Source organism: Pseudoalteromonas sp. Isolate6, from assembly GCF_022398435.1.
Lineage (GTDB): Bacteria > Pseudomonadota > Gammaproteobacteria > Enterobacterales > Alteromonadaceae > Pseudoalteromonas > Pseudoalteromonas galatheae.
Map to the genome: position 1 here is coordinate 1 of NZ_JAKEVK010000001.1, position 21,006 is coordinate 21,006.

At 44.4% G+C, this 21,006-nt stretch carries 24 protein-coding genes, 4 tRNA genes and 1 riboswitch; of the genes, 25 read left to right on the forward strand and 3 right to left on the reverse strand.

The genetic code is table 11. The features are described from left to right. Positions 1–257 precede the first annotated feature (257 nt). Positions 258–491, forward strand: coding sequence for a hypothetical protein (locus L1D50_RS00005; RefSeq protein ID WP_010607079.1), 234 nt, complete (start codon positions 258–260; stop codon positions 489–491). A 118-nt stretch (positions 492–609) separates the two neighbouring features. Here L1D50_RS00005 and L1D50_RS00010 read toward each other — a convergent pair whose 3' ends face one another. Further along, entirely contained in the window at positions 610–2,688 is a 2,079-nt protein-coding gene (locus L1D50_RS00010; protein WP_239965262.1) for a TonB-dependent receptor, read from the reverse strand. A gap of 111 nt (positions 2,689–2,799) precedes the next feature. Between L1D50_RS00010 and L1D50_RS00015 the strand changes: the two genes are divergently transcribed. From L1D50_RS00015 to L1D50_RS00050, 8 genes are all read left to right on the forward strand, one after another. Beyond that, positions 2,800–3,207, forward strand: coding sequence for an acyl-CoA thioesterase (locus L1D50_RS00015; protein WP_128728862.1), 408 nt, complete (start codon positions 2,800–2,802; stop codon positions 3,205–3,207). 104 nt (positions 3,208–3,311) lie between these two features. Further along, entirely contained in the window at positions 3,312–3,731 is a 420-nt protein-coding gene (locus L1D50_RS00020; protein WP_128728861.1) for an META domain-containing protein, read from the forward strand. Between the two features lie 68 nt (positions 3,732–3,799). Then, positions 3,800–3,929: riboswitch (TPP riboswitch) on the forward strand. 118 nt (positions 3,930–4,047) lie between these two features. Next, on the forward strand, positions 4,048–6,000 hold the full coding sequence (gene thiC / locus L1D50_RS00025) for a phosphomethylpyrimidine synthase ThiC (RefSeq protein ID WP_239965264.1): 1,953 nt from the start codon (positions 4,048–4,050) through the stop codon (positions 5,998–6,000). Positions 6,001–6,058: 58 nt separating this feature from the next. Beyond that, positions 6,059–7,072 carry an FAD-dependent oxidoreductase gene (locus L1D50_RS00030; RefSeq protein WP_138522744.1) on the forward strand — a complete coding sequence of 338 codons (1,014 nt, stop codon included), beginning with the start codon at positions 6,059–6,061 and terminating at the stop codon, positions 7,070–7,072. Beyond that, positions 7,069–7,266, forward strand: a complete 198-nt coding sequence (gene thiS, locus L1D50_RS00035; RefSeq protein WP_010368823.1) for a sulfur carrier protein ThiS — start codon at positions 7,069–7,071, stop codon at positions 7,264–7,266. Before L1D50_RS00030 ends, thiS begins: the two co-directional genes overlap by 4 nt. A gap of 2 nt (positions 7,267–7,268) precedes the next feature. Beyond that, on the forward strand, positions 7,269–8,066 hold the full coding sequence (locus tag L1D50_RS00040) for a thiazole synthase (protein ID WP_138522745.1): 798 nt from the start codon (positions 7,269–7,271) through the stop codon (positions 8,064–8,066). Between the two features lie 34 nt (positions 8,067–8,100). Then, positions 8,101–9,624: a thiamine phosphate synthase gene (gene thiE, locus L1D50_RS00045; protein ID WP_239965265.1), complete on the forward strand. Its 1,524-nt coding sequence runs from the start codon at positions 8,101–8,103 to the stop codon at positions 9,622–9,624. Then, on the forward strand, positions 9,617–10,366 hold the full coding sequence (locus tag L1D50_RS00050; protein WP_128728856.1) for a HesA/MoeB/ThiF family protein: 750 nt from the start codon (positions 9,617–9,619) through the stop codon (positions 10,364–10,366). Before thiE ends, L1D50_RS00050 begins: the two co-directional genes overlap by 8 nt. 185 nt (positions 10,367–10,551) lie before the next feature. On the opposite strand, the gene asd is transcribed toward L1D50_RS00050, so the two are convergent. Beyond that, the gene (asd, locus tag L1D50_RS00055; RefSeq protein WP_239965266.1) at positions 10,552–11,418 is read right to left on the reverse strand and encodes an archaetidylserine decarboxylase; all 867 of its coding nucleotides are present in this window, start codon (positions 11,416–11,418) and stop codon (positions 10,552–10,554) included. 98 nt (positions 11,419–11,516) lie between these two features. Next, positions 11,517–12,569 carry a small ribosomal subunit biogenesis GTPase RsgA gene (gene rsgA / locus L1D50_RS00060; RefSeq protein ID WP_010607089.1) on the reverse strand — a complete coding sequence of 351 codons (1,053 nt, stop codon included), beginning with the start codon at positions 12,567–12,569 and terminating at the stop codon, positions 11,517–11,519. A gap of 161 nt (positions 12,570–12,730) precedes the next feature. On the opposite strand from rsgA, the gene orn reads away from it, so the two are divergent. From orn to L1D50_RS00140, 16 genes are all read left to right on the forward strand, one after another. Further along, complete coding sequence (gene orn, locus L1D50_RS00065) at positions 12,731–13,276, forward strand: oligoribonuclease (protein WP_010607090.1); 546 nt, start codon at positions 12,731–12,733, stop codon at positions 13,274–13,276. Positions 13,277–13,518: 242 nt separating this feature from the next. Beyond that, positions 13,519–13,594 (forward strand) — tRNA-Gly (locus L1D50_RS00070). 127 nt (positions 13,595–13,721) lie between these two features. Continuing rightward, positions 13,722–13,797, forward strand: a tRNA-Gly gene (locus tag L1D50_RS00075). A gap of 43 nt (positions 13,798–13,840) precedes the next feature. After that, positions 13,841–13,916: transfer RNA gene (locus L1D50_RS00080), tRNA-Gly, on the forward strand. Positions 13,917–13,964: 48 nt separating this feature from the next. Continuing rightward, positions 13,965–14,040 (forward strand) — tRNA-Gly (locus L1D50_RS00085). A gap of 206 nt (positions 14,041–14,246) precedes the next feature. After that, positions 14,247–14,588 carry a 30S ribosomal protein S6 gene (rpsF, locus tag L1D50_RS00090; RefSeq protein ID WP_010368810.1) on the forward strand — a complete coding sequence of 114 codons (342 nt, stop codon included), beginning with the start codon at positions 14,247–14,249 and terminating at the stop codon, positions 14,586–14,588. Between the two features lie 38 nt (positions 14,589–14,626). Then, a complete protein-coding gene (gene priB / locus L1D50_RS00095; protein ID WP_088531731.1) occupies positions 14,627–14,956 on the forward strand; it encodes a primosomal replication protein N in 330 nt (109 codons plus the stop codon). Positions 14,957–14,967: 11 nt separating this feature from the next. Next, on the forward strand, positions 14,968–15,195 hold the full coding sequence (gene rpsR / locus L1D50_RS00100) for a 30S ribosomal protein S18 (protein ID WP_002962753.1): 228 nt from the start codon (positions 14,968–14,970) through the stop codon (positions 15,193–15,195). A 35-nt stretch (positions 15,196–15,230) separates the two neighbouring features. Continuing rightward, positions 15,231–15,683 (forward strand): 50S ribosomal protein L9, encoded by a 453-nt coding sequence (rplI, locus tag L1D50_RS00105; protein ID WP_010368808.1) that lies wholly within the window; start codon positions 15,231–15,233, stop codon positions 15,681–15,683. A 427-nt stretch (positions 15,684–16,110) separates the two neighbouring features. Further along, a complete protein-coding gene (locus L1D50_RS00110) occupies positions 16,111–16,524 on the forward strand; it encodes a type IV pilin protein (RefSeq protein ID WP_128728855.1) in 414 nt (137 codons plus the stop codon). Then, a complete protein-coding gene (locus L1D50_RS00115) occupies positions 16,508–16,966 on the forward strand; it encodes a GspH/FimT family pseudopilin (RefSeq protein WP_128728854.1) in 459 nt (152 codons plus the stop codon). Before L1D50_RS00110 ends, L1D50_RS00115 begins: the two co-directional genes overlap by 17 nt. Next, on the forward strand, positions 16,957–17,379 hold the full coding sequence (locus L1D50_RS00120) for a prepilin-type N-terminal cleavage/methylation domain-containing protein (RefSeq protein WP_128728853.1): 423 nt from the start codon (positions 16,957–16,959) through the stop codon (positions 17,377–17,379). The genes L1D50_RS00115 and L1D50_RS00120 overlap by 10 nt, the downstream gene beginning before the upstream one ends. After that, a complete protein-coding gene (locus L1D50_RS00125) occupies positions 17,376–17,864 on the forward strand; it encodes a prepilin-type N-terminal cleavage/methylation domain-containing protein (protein WP_128728852.1) in 489 nt (162 codons plus the stop codon). The genes L1D50_RS00120 and L1D50_RS00125 overlap by 4 nt, the downstream gene beginning before the upstream one ends. 4 nt (positions 17,865–17,868) lie before the next feature. After that, a complete protein-coding gene (locus tag L1D50_RS00130; RefSeq protein ID WP_138525006.1) occupies positions 17,869–19,611 on the forward strand; it encodes a polymer-forming cytoskeletal protein in 1,743 nt (580 codons plus the stop codon). A 371-nt stretch (positions 19,612–19,982) separates the two neighbouring features. Beyond that, a complete protein-coding gene (locus tag L1D50_RS00135) occupies positions 19,983–20,534 on the forward strand; it encodes an RNA polymerase sigma factor (RefSeq protein WP_128728850.1) in 552 nt (183 codons plus the stop codon). Continuing rightward, on the forward strand, positions 20,527–21,006 hold the full coding sequence (locus L1D50_RS00140; RefSeq protein WP_128728849.1) for a hypothetical protein: 480 nt from the start codon (positions 20,527–20,529) through the stop codon (positions 21,004–21,006). The genes L1D50_RS00135 and L1D50_RS00140 overlap by 8 nt, the downstream gene beginning before the upstream one ends.

Consider the following 21,006-nt stretch of genomic DNA (forward strand, 5'->3'; position numbering starts at 1 on the left):
AGTCTATCGTAGAAAATTTCTTTTTCAAGAGTAGCCCGCCTAAAAATGAACATTTTGTTGCATTTAATAAGTCTTCGCTCGATTTTTTAGGCGAAGCCTGAGGTGAGTAATTTGGTATTTAACAGAGGTGTTGTGATGACGAGTGTAGCCTTCTTAAATAATTTACACATAAATTAAAAAAAACTTTTTTCGCGCAGATTTTTGCACGAAGCTTTTGTTACTTTAGTGTGAAATAAAGTGACATGTTGGAGAGCAATATGGATTATCTACGCCAATATCATGACTTAACGATTTATTACGATGCCCTCAAGAAGGCGGCAAGGCAGGGTGACGAGGTGCCAGATACCACAACTAAATGGTTAGCTCTGGTGGAAACAACCTTGTTTGAACTGCAAGAGCTTGCCCATATGGAAAAGGCTTACATGCAAAAATCAAAGACGATGAATAATCTGGTTGAGTTGGTGTATTCCAGTGCCCCAAGCATGGAATAAAAAGTAATTGCTTTTGAGTTTTTGCGGTGAGGGGGAACGTTTTACGCTAGTTTTACGTTCCCCTTTTTTCTTTGTGTGCTCGTTTATCGCCTAGTGTGTAGATGATAAACGAGTCGTACTACAGCTCGTAGGTAAAACTTAAGCCATAAACGCGAGGCTCGCCGTACTGTACATAGGTATTATTTTGCCAGCCATCTAATGGGTTATTACCAAATCTAAAGCCACGTACCACAATGTCTTCGTCTGCTAGGTTTCTACCCCAAGCCGTTAATGACCAGTTGTCGCCATAGTAGCTAAGGCTTGCGTTTATCAGGTTATGATTGCGTGCTTGTTCGTTGTGACTATCTGATAGGTAATAATTATCTTTGCCTTCAACGCCTACTTCAACCACTAGGTTATCCATTAACTCGTAATTGATGGCAAATGAGTATTGATAATTTGGTGCTTGCGCTTGGTCGCGACCATCCAAGTTTTGACCGCTTGCAGCCACAAAGTCTTCAATTTCTGTTTCTAAGTAACCTGCGCTATAGCTAAAGCCAAGGCGGTCAGTGTATTGTAGGTTACCTTCAACTTCTAGGCCGTAGTTACTGCCTTTACTGGCGTTGTCGATGTAGCCTGCAAACTGCTGGTTAGAAACTTGCCATTGCTTTAGTTGGATGTCGTCACGTTGCATATAAAAAGCGGTAACCCGCACGAGGTGACGTTTGTCTTCAGATTCACCCTTTACACCAAACTCTGCGTTCCAAACGTATTCAGGGTCAAAGTAATGGTGTTCGGCCGGAATGTTTAAACCTTCATCTTTGGCTTTTGCCAGAGCCTCACCATTTACACCGCCCACTTTGTAACCACGAGTAAGGCTGGTGTAGATCATAGTGCGAGGCACTGCTTGATATTCAAGTGCAATTTTTCCACCCCACATTACATCATCGGTTTCAATGCTAAAGCCGTTACTGTCTAGGTAGTCAGCATCATATTGCTCTGCGCGAAGGCCACCGATAAGACGGGTTTTGTCAGATAGATGGTGTACGTATTGACCAAAAATTGCGTTGCTTTCTACGGTGTAAGCAGACGTAAATGGGTTATCAAGCCAAGTATAGTGACGGGTTAAATCAACATCGTTACGTTTTGCAAAAACACCCACAACCCAATCATTTTGTTTGTCTTTGAGTAAAAACTCTATGTTGCCTTTTTCGTGGTTACGCTCATAGGCGTCGGTTGAGCTATATCCTTCTGGGTGCAAACCTGCTGCACACAGCGCAGGTTTAGTTGCGTCATTACATACCCAATCTTCGTCGTAGCTATATAAAGTGTCAGCATCTAGCCCAGATATTTTAAATTCTACATTGAATAAGTCTGCGCGCGTATAAATTCCGCGTAGTGAAAACGCATCTGAGCTGAGGTTGTCTTGGCCCGGGGTATCAGCGACGCTGTTACGTGAATTATCCAAGGTAAAACCGTCGTAACCATTTTCAGTGTCAATATGGTGATAAGCGAACTCTAGCGCAAGGTTGTCGCTCACTTGAGAGTTAAGTTTAACTCTCGCTATTTGTTCGTCTTGTTGCTGAGTGGGTTTATTTAGATAAAGATTATCTACGTAGCCGTCTGACTCTCGTTGATAAAGGCTGACACGGGCTGCTGTGTTGTCACTTAACCCTGTGCCCGCAGCCAGTCCAGCTTCATAGCTACCGTAATTGCCCGCACCTAATTTCACTTTTAATGATGGCGCTATGGTAGCGGCTTGGGTGTTTACTTCAACGATTCCTGCTAAAGCATCTGAGCCGAACTTAGTACCCTGAGGGCCGCGATACACGACTACAGATTCAGTATCAAATAGCAGCGCACTGGCGCCTAATCCTGAGTAATTAATACCGTCAATTAATAATCCAACGCTGGGATAAATGGGATCAACAAATTGTGAACGTAAACCAACGCCACGGATCTGCATAAAGCGACCACGAGCCGCACCAGCTGTAAAGTTAACATTGGCAGTGGCCCCCAATATTTCATCTAAATATTGCGCGCCGCGTTTATTAATCGTGAGCTCGTCAACTACTGACGCGCTTGCGCTTAATGTCTGGATCGTTTCATTTTGGAAGTCACCTGTGACGACTATGGTTTCCAAGTTATCGTCGGCAAGCGCCTGATGAGATAAAAATGGCAGCAATGCCAAGGTGATCGTAGAGAGTTTTAACTTCATGCTTAATCTTTGTCCCATTTTTAATTGGGCACAGTTTAGCAAAAGCCAGACCAGTTAACAGTGAAATTGTGTTATATGTTAGCCCGTTAATACTAAACAAACAGGTCAGAAATGAGTTTTAAAGTTGATTTTAAAGTCCGAGACTACGAGTGTGACTTACAAGGTATCGTGAATAACAGTGTATATTTTAATTATTTAGAGCATGCAAGACATGAGTTTTTATTAGCGAATAACGTTGACTTTGCTGCACTTGCAGAGCAAAAAATAAACTTAGTCGTTATTCGTAGTGAAATGAATTATCGAGGCTCACTACGACCAGGCGATGAATTTTACGTAGAAGTTGCGCTTGAGCGCGAGAGCAAAGTTAAATTTGCCTTTAAACAAAAAGTAATCAGAGCGTATGACAATAAACTGATGTTAGATGCTATTGTCACCGGCACGTCACTCAACGAGCGTGGTAGGCCGTTTTTACCTGAGGCTATTACTCATTTATTTGAAGAGCAGCAATTTGTGAAATAGTTGGTGTTAAAACATTCAGGTAAGACAATTTTACAGAATTTTACTGCAATTTTTGCGTCTTGAAACGTTATAATAAAGTCAGGGCATAAAATAGATGGTTTACCATGAAATTCATCAGCATAATCGGCGCAATAATGGCGCTCAGTGGATGTATATCGACAGGGAAGGTAGACACGGAAGCGCTTAAGTATTCCGCTTGGCAGTTACAGAGTATCAACGGCCAAAATATTGCGCAGTTACAATCAGACGTCAGACTTGGTGAAAAGCCTATTGATATTCGCTTTATTGATGCGCTGCAAGTCAATGGTTTTGCGGGTTGTAATCGCTTTTTTGGTGAAGGCGAAATTGTCGAAGGGCAGCTAAAAGTTAAAAACTTAGGCATGACGCGTAAGTACTGTGGTGAAGAAATCGCTCAGGTTGAGTCGCAGCTTATTAACCAATTACAAATTGGTGTCTTGCTTGAAGTGAATGCTAATAAGTTGACCTTGAAAGGAAAACCTCAGTTTAGTTTTATTAAACAATAAGCTGAAAATAAGAATTCCAGTGTCAGTGCTTGCGAGCTTTCGTGTTAGCAAGTAGACTGGCGCTAATTCGTTACTTGTCGGAGTGCCTTGAGTTTTTGCAACAAATTTGTTGCAGATAGTCGGGCTGAGATCGCATTTTGCGGGATCCGTGGACCTGATCAGGTTAATGCCTGCGTAGGGAACAAGACAGCAAACGCGCTGCGTTTGTCTGTAGCAATAGTGGTTTATTGCTATCCACCTTACCCGAGGACTATCCTCGTCTCTCTCCTTTTGGAGATCTGACAAGACACCTTTGTATGAAAATAAGAGGGACGTCATGTCAAATAATAGTAGCAAGCTAAGTCGTCGTGAAGCGCGAGCAGCCGCGGCAGAATTTATCCATAATCTTAAAGGCCAACCTTTTCCAAACTCACATAAAGTTTATGTGGAGGGTGAACAAGCAGGCGTACGCGTTGGTATGCGTGAAATCACACTAAGTGATTCGTTTGTAGGTGGCACCGAAGAAAATCCGGTATTTGAATCAAACGATCCCATTCGTGTTTATGATACTTCAGGTCCATACACAGATCCTGAAGTACCGGTTGACGTTCGTGCTGGTCTTCCTAAATTTAGAGCGCAGTGGATAGTTGAGCGCGATGATACCGAAATGCTAGAGTCGGTGACGTCACAGTTTTCCCAGCAGCGTATGGCGGATGAAGGGCTTGATCATATTCGCTTTGAACATTTACCTAAAATTCGCCGTGCCAAGGCGGGTAAAAATGTCACACAAATGCACTACGCCCGCCAAGGGATAGTGACGCCTGAAATGGAATATGTGGCGATCCGTGAAAATATGGGACGTGCTAAGTTGCGTGAAGAATTGCTCGCGCAGCAACACAAAGGTCAATCGTTTGGCGCCAGTATTCCTGAGTTTATTACGCCTGAATTTGTCCGTGATGAGATTGCCCGTGGCCGTGCCGTACTGCCAAACAATATCAATCACCCCGAGACTGAACCGATGATCATCGGACGTAACTTCTTAGTCAAAGTTAACGCCAATATAGGTAACTCATCAGTGACCTCCTCTATCGAAGAAGAGGTAGAAAAAATGGTATGGTCGACCCGTTGGGGTGCAGATACCGTAATGGATCTGTCGACAGGGCGCTACATTCATGAAACCCGCGAGTGGGTGGTACGTAACTCTCCCGTGCCAATCGGTACGGTTCCAATCTATCAGGCACTAGAAAAAGTCAATGGCGTTGCCGAAGACCTAACGTGGGAGATCTTCCGCGATACCTTGATTGAGCAAGCTGAGCAAGGCGTGGATTACTTTACTATCCACGCGGGAGTACTACTGCGTTACGTGCCGATGACGGCAAAACGCGTGACAGGTATTGTGTCTCGCGGTGGTTCAATTATGGCGAAGTGGTGTTTAGCGCATCACAAAGAAAACTTCCTCTATACGCACTTTGAAGAAATCTGTGAAATTTTAAAACAGTATGATGTTTGTTTCTCATTGGGTGATGGTTTGCGTCCGGGCTCTATTGCCGATGCCAATGATGAAGCGCAATTTAGCGAACTGCGTACCCTTGGTGAGTTAACCAAGCTTGCGTGGAAACACGATGTTCAGGTCTTTATTGAAGGCCCAGGACATGTGCCGATGCATATGATCAAAGAGAATATGGAAGAGCAGCTAAAGCACTGCGATGAAGCACCGTTTTACACGCTTGGCCCACTCACTACCGATATCGCTCCGGGCTATGATCACTTTACTTCAGGGATTGGTGCGGCGCAAATTGCTTGGTATGGCTGTGCGATGCTGTGCTATGTGACACCAAAAGAACACTTAGGCTTACCGAATAAAGAAGATGTAAAAGAAGGCCTGATCACCTACAAAATAGCGGCGCATGCAGCGGATCTGGCGAAAGGCCATCCGGGGGCTCAAGTTCGTGACAATGCGTTGTCTAAAGCGCGCTTTGAGTTTCGCTGGCACGATCAGTTTAATCTCGGTCTAGATCCAGAGCGTGCTCGAGAATATCACGATGAGACCTTGCCACAAGAGTCGGGCAAAGTCGCTCACTTCTGCTCTATGTGTGGTCCAAAATTCTGCTCAATGAAGATCACTCAGGATGTGCGTGACTATGCAAAAGAATTAGAAGCGCGAGGTATTGATCCTAATAATGTAGGTGAAGAGATCAGCATTAAAATGGTGGATGTTGAAGCCGAGATGAAAGCAAAATCAGAAGAGTTTAAGCAGTCGGGCTCTGAGCTTTACCACAAAGCGATATAACCTAACCCATCATAGCCACCTTGATGCCTGTCGGGTGGCTAACTTTAGGAGTGTAGCTATGTCTACTCAAGCACGTGTTGCTATCTTGGGTTTTGGCTTAACAGGGCGTATCGCTGCATTGATGCTCGCTGAGCGTTATCAAATCAGCGTATTTGAACAAGCAAAGCAAGGTACTGAGAGCTCAGCAGGTAGTGTGGCGGCGGCCATGTTAGCGCCGTTGGCTGAGTCTGTGATATGCGATGAGGCGTTGGCACTGCAGGGGCTGGAGTCCATGAAACTCTGGCCACAATTACTGGCTAAACTGGAAAGCTCAGTATTTTTCCAGCAGCAAGGCTCCCTTATTGTGGCGCATGGCCAAGACCGTGGTGATTTAGTGAGTTTTCAGCAGCGCTTAAAGCCGTTACAAGATCATAGCGCGGAAGTGGTGAATGGTGCTCGGATCGCGCAATTGGAACCAGAACTTGGTGGTGTGTTCCATCAAGGTTTGTATTTACCTTGCGAAGGCCAGCTTGATAATCAGGCGTTTTATCAAAGTAGTACGGCAACATTGATGAAGCAAGGGGTAGAGATTAACTACGCTGTCCATTGTGATGAAGCGAAAAAGGCGCAGCTTAGTCAAGCGTATGATTGGGTGATTGACTGTCGCGGTCTTGGCGCGAAAGCCACGTGTAATGGGCTTCGTGGCGTGCGCGGCGAAGTGGCGAGAATTTATGCCCCAGAAGTGACCTTGACCCGACCTGTGCGCTTGATGCACCCAAGATACCCCATTTACATTGCGCCAAAACCAGATCATCAGTTTGTTATTGGTGCGACGGAAATTGAGTCGCAAGATAATGATGAGATAACGGTACGTTCTACACTCGAATTACTCTCTGCTGCTTATTCGGTTCATCGTGGGTTTGCCGAAGCGCGAGTATTGTCTTTATTAGCAGGACTTAGACCTGCCTTTAAAGATAATCACCCCAAAATTGAACAGCAAGGTAATGTGATCAGTATCAATGGCCTATATAGACACGGTTATTTGCTAGCACCGCTTATCGTGAAACAAGCACTATCTAAGGAGTTATTATGAAAGTCGAATTTAATGGCGAAACGATTAATATCAACCGCGAGCAAAATATTCAGGAATTTATTGAAGCCAGAGGTGCCAAACCGCCTTTTGCCGTCGCGCTTAATGGTACTTTTGTTTCCCGTACGGAGCTGCCAAGCGTGACATTGAGCGACGGTGATAAGATTGAGCTTTTATCACCAATTCAAGGGGGATAAACATGCAGTCTATGACTGATACTAAGCTCACTATTTATGGTGAACAATTTACTAGCCGCATGCTAATTGGCTCGGCACTTTATCCTTCTCCAGAGGTAATGCAGGGGGCTATCGCCACCTCGGGTGCTGAAATTGTTACTGTGTCGCTGAGACGCCAGCAAACTAAGCAGGCGGGTGATGACTTTTGGTCGCTTATCAAAGAGATGGAACTACGAGTCTTACCAAACACAGCTGGTTGTCATAGCGTAAAAGAAGCGGTGACTTTGGCGCAGATGTGCCGGGAAGTGTTTGCCACTGATTGGATTAAACTTGAACTTATTGGCGATGAATATAACTTGCAGCCAGACCCAATTGCATTGCTCGAAGCCACCGAAATCTTGATAAAAGAAGGGTTTAAAGTATTGCCTTACTGCACTGATGATTTGGTGCTATGTCAGCGTTTGGATGCGCTTGGATGTGAAGTTTTAATGCCATGGGGCGCGCCAATTGGTACGGGAAAAGGGCTGTTAAATCCATATAACCTACAAACCATTCGCACACGTTTGCCCCATCAAACCTTGATTGTGGACGCGGGACTCGGCTTGCCGTCTCATGCTTGCCAAGCACTTGAGCTAGGTTATGATGCCGTACTATTAAATTCGGCAGTGGCAGGGGCGGGTTGTCCTATCACCATGGCAAAAGCGTTTGAAGCCAGCACGGTTGCAGGGCGCCTGTCTTATTTGGCAAAAGCAATGCCACAAAAAGAGGTGGCATCACCTTCTACGCCAACCTTAGGCATGCCTTTTTGGCACGCAAACTAACTTGAATTGCGGATAACTATATAAGGAGTTCTCTTTGTCACATATCGTTTGGAGTATTGCGGGTTCTGATTCTGGCGGCGGCGCTGGTATTCAAGCGGATATCAAAGCAACGCAGAGCTTTAATGTTCATTGTTGTACCGTAGTAACTGCGTTGACGGCGCAAAATAGTTTAGGGGTGGAAGCGCTAAACCCGGTATCGACCACGGTTATCGACTCTCAGCTGACGGCGCTTTCGCAAGATATGCCTGCAACGGTGATAAAGATTGGCATGCTCGCCAATGTTCAGCAGATCCAACTGATTGCTGAGCACCTCGTGCATTATAAAGCAACATGGGAAAAGCCGCCGCTCGTGGTTTATGACCCTGTGGCTATCGCGACCAGCGGGGATTCATTAACCGAAGAAGACACGGTGGATGCGTTAAAAACCCATTTATTACCGCTGGTGGATATCATTACACCCAATACACACGAAACTCAGCTGCTGACAGGCGTGTATTTGATAGGTCCTGATGCGGTAAAAGAGGCTGCTGCCAAATTGCGTGAATTCGGTGCAAAGTCGGTGATCATTAAAGGTGGTCATTGGGATTACCCAAAAGGCTACTGCATTGATTATGGCTTAGCGGGAGATACTGAGTATTGGCTTGGCAATGAGAAAATTCAAACACCGCATAGCCACGGTACTGGGTGTAGTTTATCGTCAGTGATCGCGGCATGTATGGCCAAGGAGTACCCATTTAAAGATGCCTTTATTCTTGCAAAAGCGTATATCAACGCTGGGTTAAAAGCGGCGATACGTTATGGCGAAGGTGTGGGCCCTGTTGCGCACACGAGTTTCCCTGTTGATCTTAATGATTATCCGCAAGTGATAGAAGCGGGCTCTTGGCTTGCTGATGAACTAGAGTTTGCATTACCTGAGGAGTTTAATTTTGCCGCGGGCTTTGCCAGCATTGACGACCCTATTGGGCTTTATGCAGTAGTAAACAGCGCTGATTGGGTGGAAAAATGTCTTGCTTTAGGTGTCGATACGGTGCAGCTGAGAATCAAAGATCCAGAGCAAGCTAATCTTGAAGCTGAAATACAAACTGCCATTGCACTTGGACAAAAATACGATGCGAAGGTGTTTATTAACGATTACTGGCAGTTAGCGATTAAACACGGCGCCTATGGAATTCATTTAGGCCAAGAGGATATTGATAAGGCTAATCTTGTTGCCATTCAAGAGGCAGGGCTGCGCTTGGGTATTTCGACCCATGGTTTTTATGAAATGCTCAGGGCACATAACTATCGCCCAAGTTATTTGGCTTTTGGTGCTATCTACCCAACCACGACCAAAGACATGACCGGCCAAATCCAGGGGTTGGAAAAGCTGATGCACTTTGTACCTTTGATGCAGAGTAGCTATCCAACCGTCGCTATTGGAGGCATTGACCTTAGTCGCGTGCCAGAAGTAGCTGCAACTGGCGTTTCTAGTATCGCGGTTGTAAGAGCTATCACAGAAGCCCAAGACCCACAGCAGGCTGTACTTGAATTAAAGCAAGCTATGGCGAGACATGACTGAACTCAATGACAAAGAGCGGCTAAGGTATAGTCGCCATTTGCTGTTAAAAGAGGTTGGTGAGCAAGGCCAACTCGCATTGAAACAGGCGCATGTGGCTGTGATTGGCTGCGGTGGGCTGGGAAGCCCGGCGTTGTTTTACTTAGCGGCGAGTGGCATTGGTAAGCTTACTTTTGTTGATGACGACGACGTGGAATTGTCTAACTTACAAAGGCAAATTCTGTATAAGGTGAACCACCTTGGTCAGCAAAAAGCCAAAGCGGCAGGAAAGGTGCTGGCAAGTCTCAATAACGAGATCACGTTAGCACCAATTAATGCGAGATTGACTGATAAAAACGTCGCTGAGTTGCTCCATGATGCAGATATTGTCCTAGACTGCAGCGATAACTTTACCACCCGTTATTTACTCAATAGGTATTGTTATCGAGCGAGAAAGGTGTTGATAGCAGGAGCTGCGATTGCCACACAAGGCCAACTCATGTGCTTTGATTTTAGGGCTGAGTCACCTTGTTATGCTTGCGTTTTCCCTGAGAGGTCGCAAACTCCTGTGGAGAATTGTGACAACTTTGGCGTCATTAGTCCATTACTGGGTGTGATCGGTGCGCAGCAAGCTTTATTGACCACAAATGTGCTACTTGGACATCATCAAGGAAGTGTATTTTGTACGCTAGATGCTATGAGTTTGCAGCAAAAGCAGTATGGGCTCAGTAAAAACCCCGAGTGTGAATGTTGTGGCTTGAAGTAGTTTCAAGCCACTAATACCAACTAGTCTTAATACTTGCTCAATTTGAAGGAGTAAATCTGACGCTAACGGCGTTAAAAATTTCTTATTTAGAACAAACTAAATAGCAAAATTTTTGCCTTGTTATCGACAAGATTTTCTCGCCTCAAAATAGGTCACTTAATTAAGCAAATTGGTATAAAAGTAATTTACTCTGCTATTTTTGCGAAAGGGGTACCCATGCGTGTGACGGTCTCTGGGTTTTGACCATCTAAGAACTCAGCCTTATTTGCCCCCCACGCTAAGATCACGGTAGAGCCAAGTTTAAAGCGACCCATCTCTTCGCCTTTTTTCAGCGTTATCGCGTTGTCACCTTCTGCTGGATATGTCCAAGTAAAGACGTCTCTTCCAGCGGGTGGTGTCACTGTACCTGCCCAAATCGTCTCAATGCTCGCAACGATAGTTGCACCAACCAATACCATAGAAAGCGGACCAATCTCAGTGTCAAAAATAGCAACAACTCGCTCGTTACGAGCAAATAAATTAGGCACATTTTGCGCGGTAAGTGGATTTACTGAGAACAAATCGCCCGGTACATAAATCATCTTACGAAGTGTGCCATCAACCGGCATGTGGATACGGTGATAATCCTTCGGCGCTAGATAAATCGTTGCAAACTTACCACCAACATAAGGCGCAACGTCTTCTTCTTTACCGCCTAGTAGCGTCTGTAAGCTGTAGTTGTGACCCTTAGCTTGGATAATCTGACCATCGATGACATCACCAAGTTGGCTGATTGCACCATCAACTGGGTGGGCAAGGATATCGCTATCTTCTGCCAAAGGACGGATCCCCGGCTTCAGTGGACGGGTAAAAAACTCGTTAAAGGTTTTATAGTGAGCTGGATCTTCGTGCAATGCCTCGCTCATGTCGATTTTATATTGTTTGATAAACAGCTTAATTAGCTTTGTGGTTAAGGCGCCAGCTTCTGCTGCGGCAAGCTTACCAACCAAACGAGAAACCGCATGTTTAGGTAATGCATATTGCATGGCAATTTTTAGTTTATCCAAATTCACTTTTAACAGTTCCTAATTATTAGTCTTGTCACTTTCGCTTTTTTGTATTGCGAAGTGGCTATCGGGCTCAAGTCATTGAGCCAATTTAGCAAATATTATCAGACTCTCGGCGCGCGCGCACCTGCGCGGCCATCAGCCATAGATTCTAAAATACGATGGTAACTTTCAAAACGTAATTCACTGATTTTACCTTCATCTACGGCTTCACGAAGTAAGCATCCCGGATCGTTCAGGTGTTTACAGTCTCTAAAGCGGCAGCCGCCAATAAACTCCCTAAATTCTTTAAAGCACCAAGTGACGCGTTCCACGTCTAAGTGCCATAGGCCGAACTCACGGATCCCGGGGCTGTCGATCAGGTTTCCACCGGACGGCAAGTGGTGTAAGCGCGATACTGTGGTTGTATGTTGCCCTAAGCCGCTATTTTCGGAGACTTCTTTGGTGAGAATATCGGCATTGGGCAGTACCGTATTAACCAACGTTGATTTGCCAACCCCAGATTGACCAACAAAAATGTTATTTTTGTCCTCAAGCATGTGTTTTAACTCGTCAATGCCTTCGCCTGATTTTGTACTGACTAACAGTACGCGATAGCCAAGCTCACGATATATATCTAAGACTTCATCAATATATTCGAGGCTTTCTTGGTCAAGCAAATCAATTTTATTGAGTAATAAAATCGGCTCTATCCCCATATCCTCACATGCGACTAAGTAGCGATCGATGATTTGAGGGGTAAATTCCGGCACAACGGCCGACACCATCAATATTTGGTCAATATTCGCAGCGACAACTTTCACACCGTCATAAAAATCTGGACGAGTGAGTTGCGTGCGCCTTTCATGCACAGCCTCAATTACGCCGGCTAAGTCACCATCACTGACCTTGGCACGACGAAAAATGACTTCATCACCGCAAACTAAGCTTGTTACGGTACGACGGATATTGCAACGCAAAACTTCTTGGTCTGTGGTTTCTATATCCGCATGTTGGCCGAAGCGGCTGATCACCACTGCGGCTTCTGTTGGCCCCAAGTTGTCGTTTTGCCATGAAACATCAGATACTTCTGTCTCCTTCGCTTTATCGATTCGCTTCTGATGATTGGCTCTAATCCGACGGGATTGGCCCTTACTGAGTTTCTTTTTCTTTGCCATGTTTATAATCTGTTTAAGCTTTGGCGTGCAGAGCGTTCAAATTTAGGCTATAAATCAATAAAACGCCGCGCATGGTAAAAAAAGCTTTAGGTCGAGTGTTTAAACTAATATGATATATCTAATTGCATTGGATCTAAAGGAAAGTACCGCTAAGGTAAAGTATGACTTTTCATGAATCAAACTTGATCTGGCTCGATCTAGAGATGACGGGGCTAGAACCGAAAACAGATAAAATCTTAGAAATCGCGACGGTGATCACAGACGGTGATCTCAATGTTTTAGCTGAAGGTCCAGTAGTGGCAATTCATCAAAGTGATGAGCTGTTGGACAATATGGATGAGTGGTGCACCAATCAACATGGTCGCTCAGGTCTGACTGCTCGCTGTAAAGCGAGTAAATTCACGGAAGCAGATGCAGTTAAGCAAACACTAGATTTCCTTAAAGAGTGGGTGCCGCCAGGAGCTTCTCCAATGTGTGGTAATTCTATTGGTCAAGACCGTCGATTCCTCAACAAATACATGCCAGAGCTAGAAGCTTATTTCCACTATCGCAATTTGGACGTCAGTACGATAAAAGAACTTGCGAGACGCTGGAAGCCTGAACTATTGGGAGAGATAAAGAAAAAAAGCTCTCACTTAGCACTGGATGATATCAAAGACTCCATCATGGAGCTGAAAGTTTACCAAGAAAAATTCTTCAAAGTTTAAAAAAATACTTGCAAAGCAAATTTTATCTTGTAGAATCCTGCCCCGCTTGAGACGACAAGCCCTGCGGGGTTTTTAGCCCAAGCGCGGCGCTAGCTCAGCTGCTAAAACGTTAGACACAACCTCAAAGTTGCGCCCAGCGGAAAATTAAGAGCTACATCGGAATGCGGCACTAGCTCAGCTGCAGTAGGTAATCAACGCGACCTTGCGTAATTACCAACAACATAACGAGCTAATAATGGAATGCGGCACTAGCTCAGCTGGTAGAGCGCGACCTTGCCAAGGTCGAGGTCACGAGTTCGAACCTCGTGTGCCGCTCCAAACTTCTCAGTTTATATTCGACTGGAAAAATAAAGAATATGATGTGATGTGGCACTAGCTCAGCTGCAGTAGGTAATCAACGCGACCTTGCGTAATTACCGACAATATAATGAGCTAACTATGGAATGCGGCACTAGCTCAGCTGGTAGAGCGCGACCTTGCCAAGGTCGAGGTCACGAGTTCGAACCTCGTGTGCCGCTCCAAACTTCTCAGTTTATATTCGACTGAAAAAATAAAGAATGTGATGCGGCACTAGCTCAGCTGGTAGAGCGCGACCTTGCCAAGGTCGAGGTCACGAGTTCGAACCTCGTGTGCCGCTCCAAACTTCTCAGTTTATATTCGACTGGAAAAATAAAGAATATGATATGATGCGGCACTAGCTCAGCTGGTAGAGCGCGACCTTGCCAAGGTCGAGGTCACGAGTTCGAACCTCGTGTGCCGCTCCAACTCTCCTAAATATTCTTACTTTTCAATCACTCTAAAAAAACCTTGCAGATATAGTCTTATTCCACCAATTTTTCACAACAAACTGATTGCTTAATTTTAATGCTACGCGTAAAATACGCGCTCTTTCGGCCCTACTATTATCGTTCCTTGCCTTACCCCGACTGGCCGAAACGGGACAAGGCTATACTAACCGTAAGGAATATCCATGCGTCATTACGAAATCGTATTCATGGTTCACCCAGATCAAAGTGAGCAAGTACCTGGTATGATCGAGCGTTATACTGGTGCTATCACTGAAGCTGGCGGTACTATTCACCGTCTAGAAGACTGGGGTCGTCGTCAACTGGCTTACCCAATCGAAAAGCTTCACAAAGCACACTATGTTCTATTGAACGTTGAAGCACCAACTGAAGTAATCAACGAGCTTGAAACTTCTTTCCGCTACAACGATGCAGTGCTTCGTAACCTAGTTATGCGTACTAAAAATGCAGTAACTGAAGCATCTCCTCTTGCAAAAGAAGAGAAAAAAGAAGCAGCTTCTGCTTAATCGTTGTTGATTTCGGATTTGACTAACCTTTCGAGGTAATGGTGAGTACTCAGGTTGACCTGTATACCAATCAATATCTGCTCTCGGGCGTGATATGTAAAACACCTAAATTTAGTCAAAGCCCAGCTGGGATCCCACACTGTATATTTGTACTTGAGCACAAATCAATGCAGCTAGAGGCTGACCTTACTCGAAATGCCTACGTGCGTATTCAAGTGGTTGCCAGTGGAGAACAGTTCCGAAACCAAACTGAGCATTTATACGTTGGGCAAGCATTACAAGTTCGCGGTTTTATAAATCGCCACGAGAGCCGAAATGGCTTGAGTCAGCTGGTATTGCACGCACAACATATTGAAAGAATTAATTGAGGAAATTACTCATGGCACGTTATTTCAGACGTCGTAAGTTCTGCCGTTTTAAAGCGGAAGGCGTACAACAAATTGATTACAAAGATCTGGCTACTCTTAGAAACTACGTAACAGAAAGTGGCAAAATCGTACCTAGCCGTATCACAGGTACTAGCGCTAAATACCAGCGTCAGCTAGCAACTGCTATTAAGCGTGCTCGCTACCTAGCCCTTCTTCCATACACTGACTTACACAAGTAAGCAGCTGATTACTAGTTTTTAAAAGGTGTAGAGACATGCAAGTTATTCTACTAGACAAAATTGCAAACCTAGGTAGCCTAGGTGATCAGGTTAATGTTAAATCTGGCTTCGCACGTAACTTCTTATTCCCTAAGGGTAAAGCAGTTCCTGCAACTAAATCTAACATTGAAACTTTCGAAGCACGTCGCGCTGAGCTTGAAGCGAAAATCGCTGAAGAGCTAGTTGCTGCACAGGCACGCGCTGAAAAACTAGAAGCACTAGCTGAAGTAACTCTAGTTTCTAAAGCGGGTGACGAAGGTAAGCTATTCGGTTCTATCGGTACTCGCGATATTGCTGATGCTATCTCTGCAGTAGGTGTTGAGGTATCTAAGTCAGAAGTTCGTCTACCTCTTGGTACTATCCGTGAGACTGGCGAGTTCGATGTAGCTATCCAAGTACACTCTGACGTTACAGCTACGATCAAAGTAATCGTAATTGCTGAAGCTTAATTTTTAATTGAGCTTAAAAAAGCCGTGTATTTTTATACACGGCTTTTTATTCACTTAATTTACCTATATTAGCTCGAAGTTCGGAAAGTAAAAACCAGTTAATAGATATGCCAAGTGCATTGAATTCACGAATATTGGTTTTGTTGTTGTCCAAATCTTAGGCTGGATTAAGTAACCCTTCAAAGAAAATCATAATAATAATCTTATTCATACCAATTTAAGGTGTGACATGGATGATCCTCTCGCTCAAAGTTTGCCTTAAATCAAAAGGTAGTACTGATGTAATGTGATGTAATAAGTTTCCTTTTTAGAAACTTTCGCTCCATGTTATGTTTACATATTATAGGTTAACCCTTTTCTTTGTCTTTTGTCTGTCATAAAGTGGAATAAAATGACAGCGCTATCAATATAGTGGTGGAATAATTAAATGTCTGTAAATAAAGGTTTTACGCTAACAGAGTTATTAATTGCCGTTGCAATCGTGGCGATCACTGCCAGCGTAGCATATCCGTCTTATGTAGAATATGTACAAGATGCCCGCCGTTCACAAGCACAGCAGAACATGTTGGAAATGGCAGGAGTTATTGAGCGTATCTATAGCCGTAATAGTGGTTATCCAGACGCAAATTTGCTTCCTAACTTACCGCAGTCAGATTTTTATACATTTAAATATACGCCAACAAATAAACCGAATGGCGCTGTGGGGCAATATCGCAATTTGGGATACCAATTAACTGCCACGCCAATAACAGGAAAAGCACAAGCGATGGACAGGTGTGGTGTACTAAGTATTAATCATCTTGGTGAACAGGGACCGAAAAACAATGATTGCTGGCAATAGAAACATAGGATTTACCTTGCTTGAGCTACTTATTGCGATGGCAATTCTCGCAATTTTAGCTTCTGTAGCTGCGCCCAGTTTTATAAAGCAAATTCAGCAAGACCGATTGGCAACGCATGCTAATCAACTGCAGGCGGTATATCGCTTGGCCCGAAGTGAAGCGGTACGACGTGAGCAGCAAGTATCACTGGTTGTGGAGGGCAGCGACTGGGTTGTTAAAACCAATGAGAATGGCCAATTGACCGAGGTGGGACGGTTTTCTATTAAACATAGCTCGATAGAAGTGGCACTTGCCGATCAAATGGTGCGTGAAAGTGGTGAAGTGCTAGCGACAAACAATATATTGATCACCGACAACATTGCCGATACCCAGGATTACCGTTTATGTGTGTTGGTCAGTGGTCAAAGCTGGTTAGCTGAGGCGGAACAAAATTGCAGTTAAGTAAGGGGTTTTCCCTCATTGAAGTTGTGGTGTCGATGTTGGTGGCTGGATTAATGTTACTAGGTCTTGCAGCTACGCAGCTTAAGTCATTACAGTTCGCCTCCAATAGCTTTCAATATACGATGGCGTTAATTCATGGCCAAAATGCAATTGAGAGGATATGGCCTTTGTTATGTGAGTTGCAGCATAACAACAATGATATGACGCTTGATAACCCGCTGATTCAGCAACTGCATCCTGCTGATAGTCGCTTTACATTAGTGCTGCCCGCGACATATAGCAATAATATGCAGCTTACAGTGAGTTGGGAAGATAAGCGGGTAGAAAATCCTGCTGAAAACCAAGTTTCTTTGACTACCAGTTATCCAGATGTTGTGGATACTTGCTCTTCACCACCTGGAGGGGGCTCATGAAACAGATGAAGGGCTATACCTTACTGGAACTCATGGTTGCCATGGTTGTGGGGTTAGTATTGGTGATAGGGATTGCAACGTCATATACGTCGATAAAAGAAACTGTGACGACAAGCCAGCAGCTTGCAACATCGCAAGAGATTGTTCGATATACCAATCGAGTAATGATGCGCAGCATTAAGCAGACACAAGCAATCCCTACTGTGACGGCCACCGATATTACGATCCGCCAATTGGCTGGGGTACCCGCTTGTGATGGCAGTGTACCCACTGCTGACTACACTGAGCGTTATTTTTTACAAGGTGAGTATTTAGTGTGCGATCGCGGCACTGGTGATATCAATCTTTTGAAAGGGGTAACTGGACTTGTGTTTGCAACCGATGCCAGTGGTCAGTTAATTACAGTGACAATACAAGGTAGTAGTTTTCCGACACAATACGGTGCAGGCATACAGATGAATTTTTACGCTGGATTAGGTAGCTAATACAATGAAACAACAACAAGGTTTTACACTGGTTAAAGTGATGCTGCTCGGCGGCATGGCTAGCGTTGTGGTATTCGCTTCCCTCAAGGAAGGTGTGGTACAAGAAAGATTAAGTGGTAACTTCCAAAAGGACATTAATGCAAGGTTAGTGGCTGAACAAGGGATCAGAGAATATCGTCAAAAGCTGGATGCAGAGGTTGCCAAAAATAACCCGCAAGATGTGGCGACACTTATTGGTAGTATCAGTAAAACGGGTAACGGAGCTGTCGCTGATTCGCAATATCAGATTTCGGTTAATGCCGATGGCAACGAATTTGAAATCGAAAGCTTAGGTCAACGCCATGGTGAGCATGCAAATCATCGACTGGTTGCGCGCTTCGAGCTGCGGCCAGCAGCAAAAGAGTCCATATTCCAAAATGCGGTTACTGGTTGTAAAGGTGTGAATCTTTCTGGTAGTGGCTCTGTCGACAGCTATGATTCATCGAAAGGCACTTACGAAGAAACAAAAAGCCATGATGGTGATGTACACACTGTGGTGGGCGATGCAGACGTGGTGCTATCAGGCCACTCTCCGATTAAAGGTGATGTAGAAGCATCTGGTGTGATTTACTTAAAAGGTTCTTCACCGGTTTTGGGTGACGTTAGGTCAAATACCGGGGTAGATATTTCGCCGTCATCGAGTGGTATTCGAGTGGAAGGTAATGTCTATAGCCGAGGATTTTTCACACATAGAGGCGGCAAGATCCAAGGTTATGTGCGTACCATGGGGGATGCCAAAATGGAGTGGGGTGCTGAGATCCTCAACCAAAATGGTGATGCGTTTGATATTCAATATACTGGTAATGGTCAATTTAAAGATACTGGCTTACAAGTTCAAGATGGAGTGCATTACTCCGATGCTAAATTTAGAGTCGCAGATTTAGTGGTTGAGCCGGTAAAAGTGTACGATCCAGATTCTCCCGACTACGACCCAGCAAGGCCAAATAAAGAATGTGATCCTTTGGCGTTGCCTTTTAATATGGATAGCATCATTGATCCAAATAACGACTTTTCCTCCTTAAATGTAGGTGCGCAACAAATCTTACACTTTAAACCTAAACAGGCAGTTTACGAGCGTAATGGCTCAAGCGTGTATGTTGCAAAAGAGCACACCATTTATTTATTCCAAGGGGTGGAGCAAAACCTCGGCACAGCGACAGAAAAAACGCAGCTCGCGTTTCCATTTAAAGGGTTGAAGCTAGGATCTGACGGAAAGATTAAAATCTCTGGTGGCGATGTGATTTGGTTGATTGATGGGGATCTGAAATTAACCGGCGACACTCATATTTGGATAGAAAAAGAAAGCTCTTTGACGGTGTTCACCACTGGCAAAGTTTCTATTGGCGCAAGTGCTAAGGTCATTGCTGAGCAAGAAGGCTTAACCAAGAAGAGCAAACTGCCGGTATTTAGTGTGTATTCTTCATTTGATGGCCCGAATGGTTTTGTATTCAGCGGCGCGTCTTCTTTATATGCTGCCATTTATTCACCGTTAACTTCTATTCTGTTGAATGGCAGTGGGCAATTGTATGGTACAGTTCGAGGGGCTTCTATCACTGGTACCGGTGGTACAGGGATCCACTTTGATCAAGCATTAAAAAATTCGGGTATTGGTGTGCAGCCGCCAGGGCAAAAGCCAACATTGGTTTTTAAGGGCTGGCACTATAAACCATATCAAGTAGCAGATGAGAGTGAAGCTAATACCAATTGAATTAATTCTCTAATCAATTTGAAGGGTGAAATAGCATATTAGCTTCGTTAAAAATTTCTCATTTAGAACAACTAAATAGCAAAATTTTTGCCTTGCTACTAAAGCTATTTCCCCGCTTCAAGATAGATCATTTACTTAATACAACTGGTATAAAAGCGCTGAGTAACTTTCCTAAGTGGAGCTTAGGCTCCACTTTTTGCTGCTAAATAAAAGAGTAAAATTTTTTCCAACCCCTTTAAACCATTTCTGGTTTCACCTGCGTCTAAATAAGTACTTTATAAAAAAGTAGAAATTGGCAATTGAGCGTTGGTGACTTTGTTTGTTCCATTCGATATGCGAAGATGAAGGAATCAACCCAAAGGAACAGACGCATGATAATTAATGCCAAAGAGGCATTTACACAAGAACAAACCGATGCGCTAGTGGCTAGATGCCAGCAAGGGGATCAAGGTGCATTTCGGGAACTATTTGAGCAACACCATCGTCGCGTATATGCGTTGTGTCTTAGGTTGCTCGCTGAGCCCGCTCATGCAGAAGATGCATGCCAGGAAGTTTTTGTGCAACTGTGGCAAAAGATAGACCAATTTAGAGGGCAATCACAATTTACGACTTGGCTTCATAGTGTGACCAGTAATATTGCTATCAGCTATCTTAGAAAGCAAAAGAACTGGTTACAAAAGGTCGTAAGCTTTGAACAATCCGGGCTGGATGAGCAAGGTGCTGAGCAGCTAGGAGAGCTAAATGGCTTAGATAAACTCATTGTCAGATTGCCTGAACGCGCTAGGTTGGTCTTCGTATTACATGCTGTTGAAGGGTATCGCCACGAGGAAATTGCCAATATGTTAAACATGGCCGTAGGGTCGAGTAAATCGCAATATCACCGAGCACGTAACTTATTACAGGAGTGGTACAACAATGACTAAACCATCTTTTGATGAATTTATGCATACCGCACTGAATGACGAACAGTCGCAGCCAAAGCCACAACGTGACTTATGGCAAGGCGTTGAGCGTGCAATCAATCAAGCACAACCGATGCAGCCGCCAAAACAAAGTAATTGGCAAAAGTTATCAGGTATTGCGGCGTGTACTATTGCGGGTTTACTCGCTTGGCAAGTGATTATGAATCAGCCCAAGCAAGACTCATTGGCTAATATTAGCGCTTTTTTTGAGCAGCAAAAGCAGTCTTTACTGGTTCAATATGAAACGCAGCCAGCGCTGACTTCTGATTGGCAGGCACAATTGCAAGAGCTCGAGCAGGCGGAACAAGCGATCAAGCTGTCTTTAAAGCAAGATCCTGAGAACGCAGCGCTGTTAAAAATGTTAGCTCAGGTTTATCAGCAGCAACTCGACTTAATCAATAAGGTTCACCAACCTCGTTGGCAACAAATTTAG

Excerpts from the sequence above, each read along its gene's own strand:
- L1D50_RS00005 (WP_010607079.1), top strand. The coding sequence starts at position 258 with ATGGATTATCTACGCCAATATCATGACTTAACGATTTATTACGATGCC.
- L1D50_RS00010 (WP_239965262.1), bottom strand. The coding sequence starts at position 2,688 with ATGAAGTTAAAACTCTCTACGATCACCTTGGCATTGCTGCCATTTTTA.
- L1D50_RS00015 (WP_128728862.1), top strand. The coding sequence starts at position 2,800 with ATGAGTTTTAAAGTTGATTTTAAAGTCCGAGACTACGAGTGTGACTTA.
- L1D50_RS00020 (WP_128728861.1), top strand. The coding sequence starts at position 3,312 with ATGAAATTCATCAGCATAATCGGCGCAATAATGGCGCTCAGTGGATGT.
- thiC (WP_239965264.1), top strand. The coding sequence starts at position 4,048 with ATGTCAAATAATAGTAGCAAGCTAAGTCGTCGTGAAGCGCGAGCAGCC.
- L1D50_RS00030 (WP_138522744.1), top strand. The coding sequence starts at position 6,059 with ATGTCTACTCAAGCACGTGTTGCTATCTTGGGTTTTGGCTTAACAGGG.
- thiS (WP_010368823.1), top strand. The coding sequence starts at position 7,069 with ATGAAAGTCGAATTTAATGGCGAAACGATTAATATCAACCGCGAGCAA.
- L1D50_RS00040 (WP_138522745.1), top strand. The coding sequence starts at position 7,269 with ATGCAGTCTATGACTGATACTAAGCTCACTATTTATGGTGAACAATTT.
- L1D50_RS00050 (WP_128728856.1), top strand. The coding sequence starts at position 9,617 with ATGACTGAACTCAATGACAAAGAGCGGCTAAGGTATAGTCGCCATTTG.
- rsgA (WP_010607089.1), bottom strand. The coding sequence starts at position 12,569 with ATGGCAAAGAAAAAGAAACTCAGTAAGGGCCAATCCCGTCGGATTAGA.
- orn (WP_010607090.1), top strand. The coding sequence starts at position 12,731 with ATGACTTTTCATGAATCAAACTTGATCTGGCTCGATCTAGAGATGACG.
- rpsF (WP_010368810.1), top strand. The coding sequence starts at position 14,247 with ATGCGTCATTACGAAATCGTATTCATGGTTCACCCAGATCAAAGTGAG.
- priB (WP_088531731.1), top strand. The coding sequence starts at position 14,627 with ATGGTGAGTACTCAGGTTGACCTGTATACCAATCAATATCTGCTCTCG.
- rpsR (WP_002962753.1), top strand. The coding sequence starts at position 14,968 with ATGGCACGTTATTTCAGACGTCGTAAGTTCTGCCGTTTTAAAGCGGAA.
- rplI (WP_010368808.1), top strand. The coding sequence starts at position 15,231 with ATGCAAGTTATTCTACTAGACAAAATTGCAAACCTAGGTAGCCTAGGT.
- L1D50_RS00110 (WP_128728855.1), top strand. The coding sequence starts at position 16,111 with ATGTCTGTAAATAAAGGTTTTACGCTAACAGAGTTATTAATTGCCGTT.
- L1D50_RS00115 (WP_128728854.1), top strand. The coding sequence starts at position 16,508 with ATGATTGCTGGCAATAGAAACATAGGATTTACCTTGCTTGAGCTACTT.
- L1D50_RS00125 (WP_128728852.1), top strand. The coding sequence starts at position 17,376 with ATGAAACAGATGAAGGGCTATACCTTACTGGAACTCATGGTTGCCATG.
- L1D50_RS00130 (WP_138525006.1), top strand. The coding sequence starts at position 17,869 with ATGAAACAACAACAAGGTTTTACACTGGTTAAAGTGATGCTGCTCGGC.
- L1D50_RS00135 (WP_128728850.1), top strand. The coding sequence starts at position 19,983 with ATGATAATTAATGCCAAAGAGGCATTTACACAAGAACAAACCGATGCG.
- L1D50_RS00140 (WP_128728849.1), top strand. The coding sequence starts at position 20,527 with ATGACTAAACCATCTTTTGATGAATTTATGCATACCGCACTGAATGAC.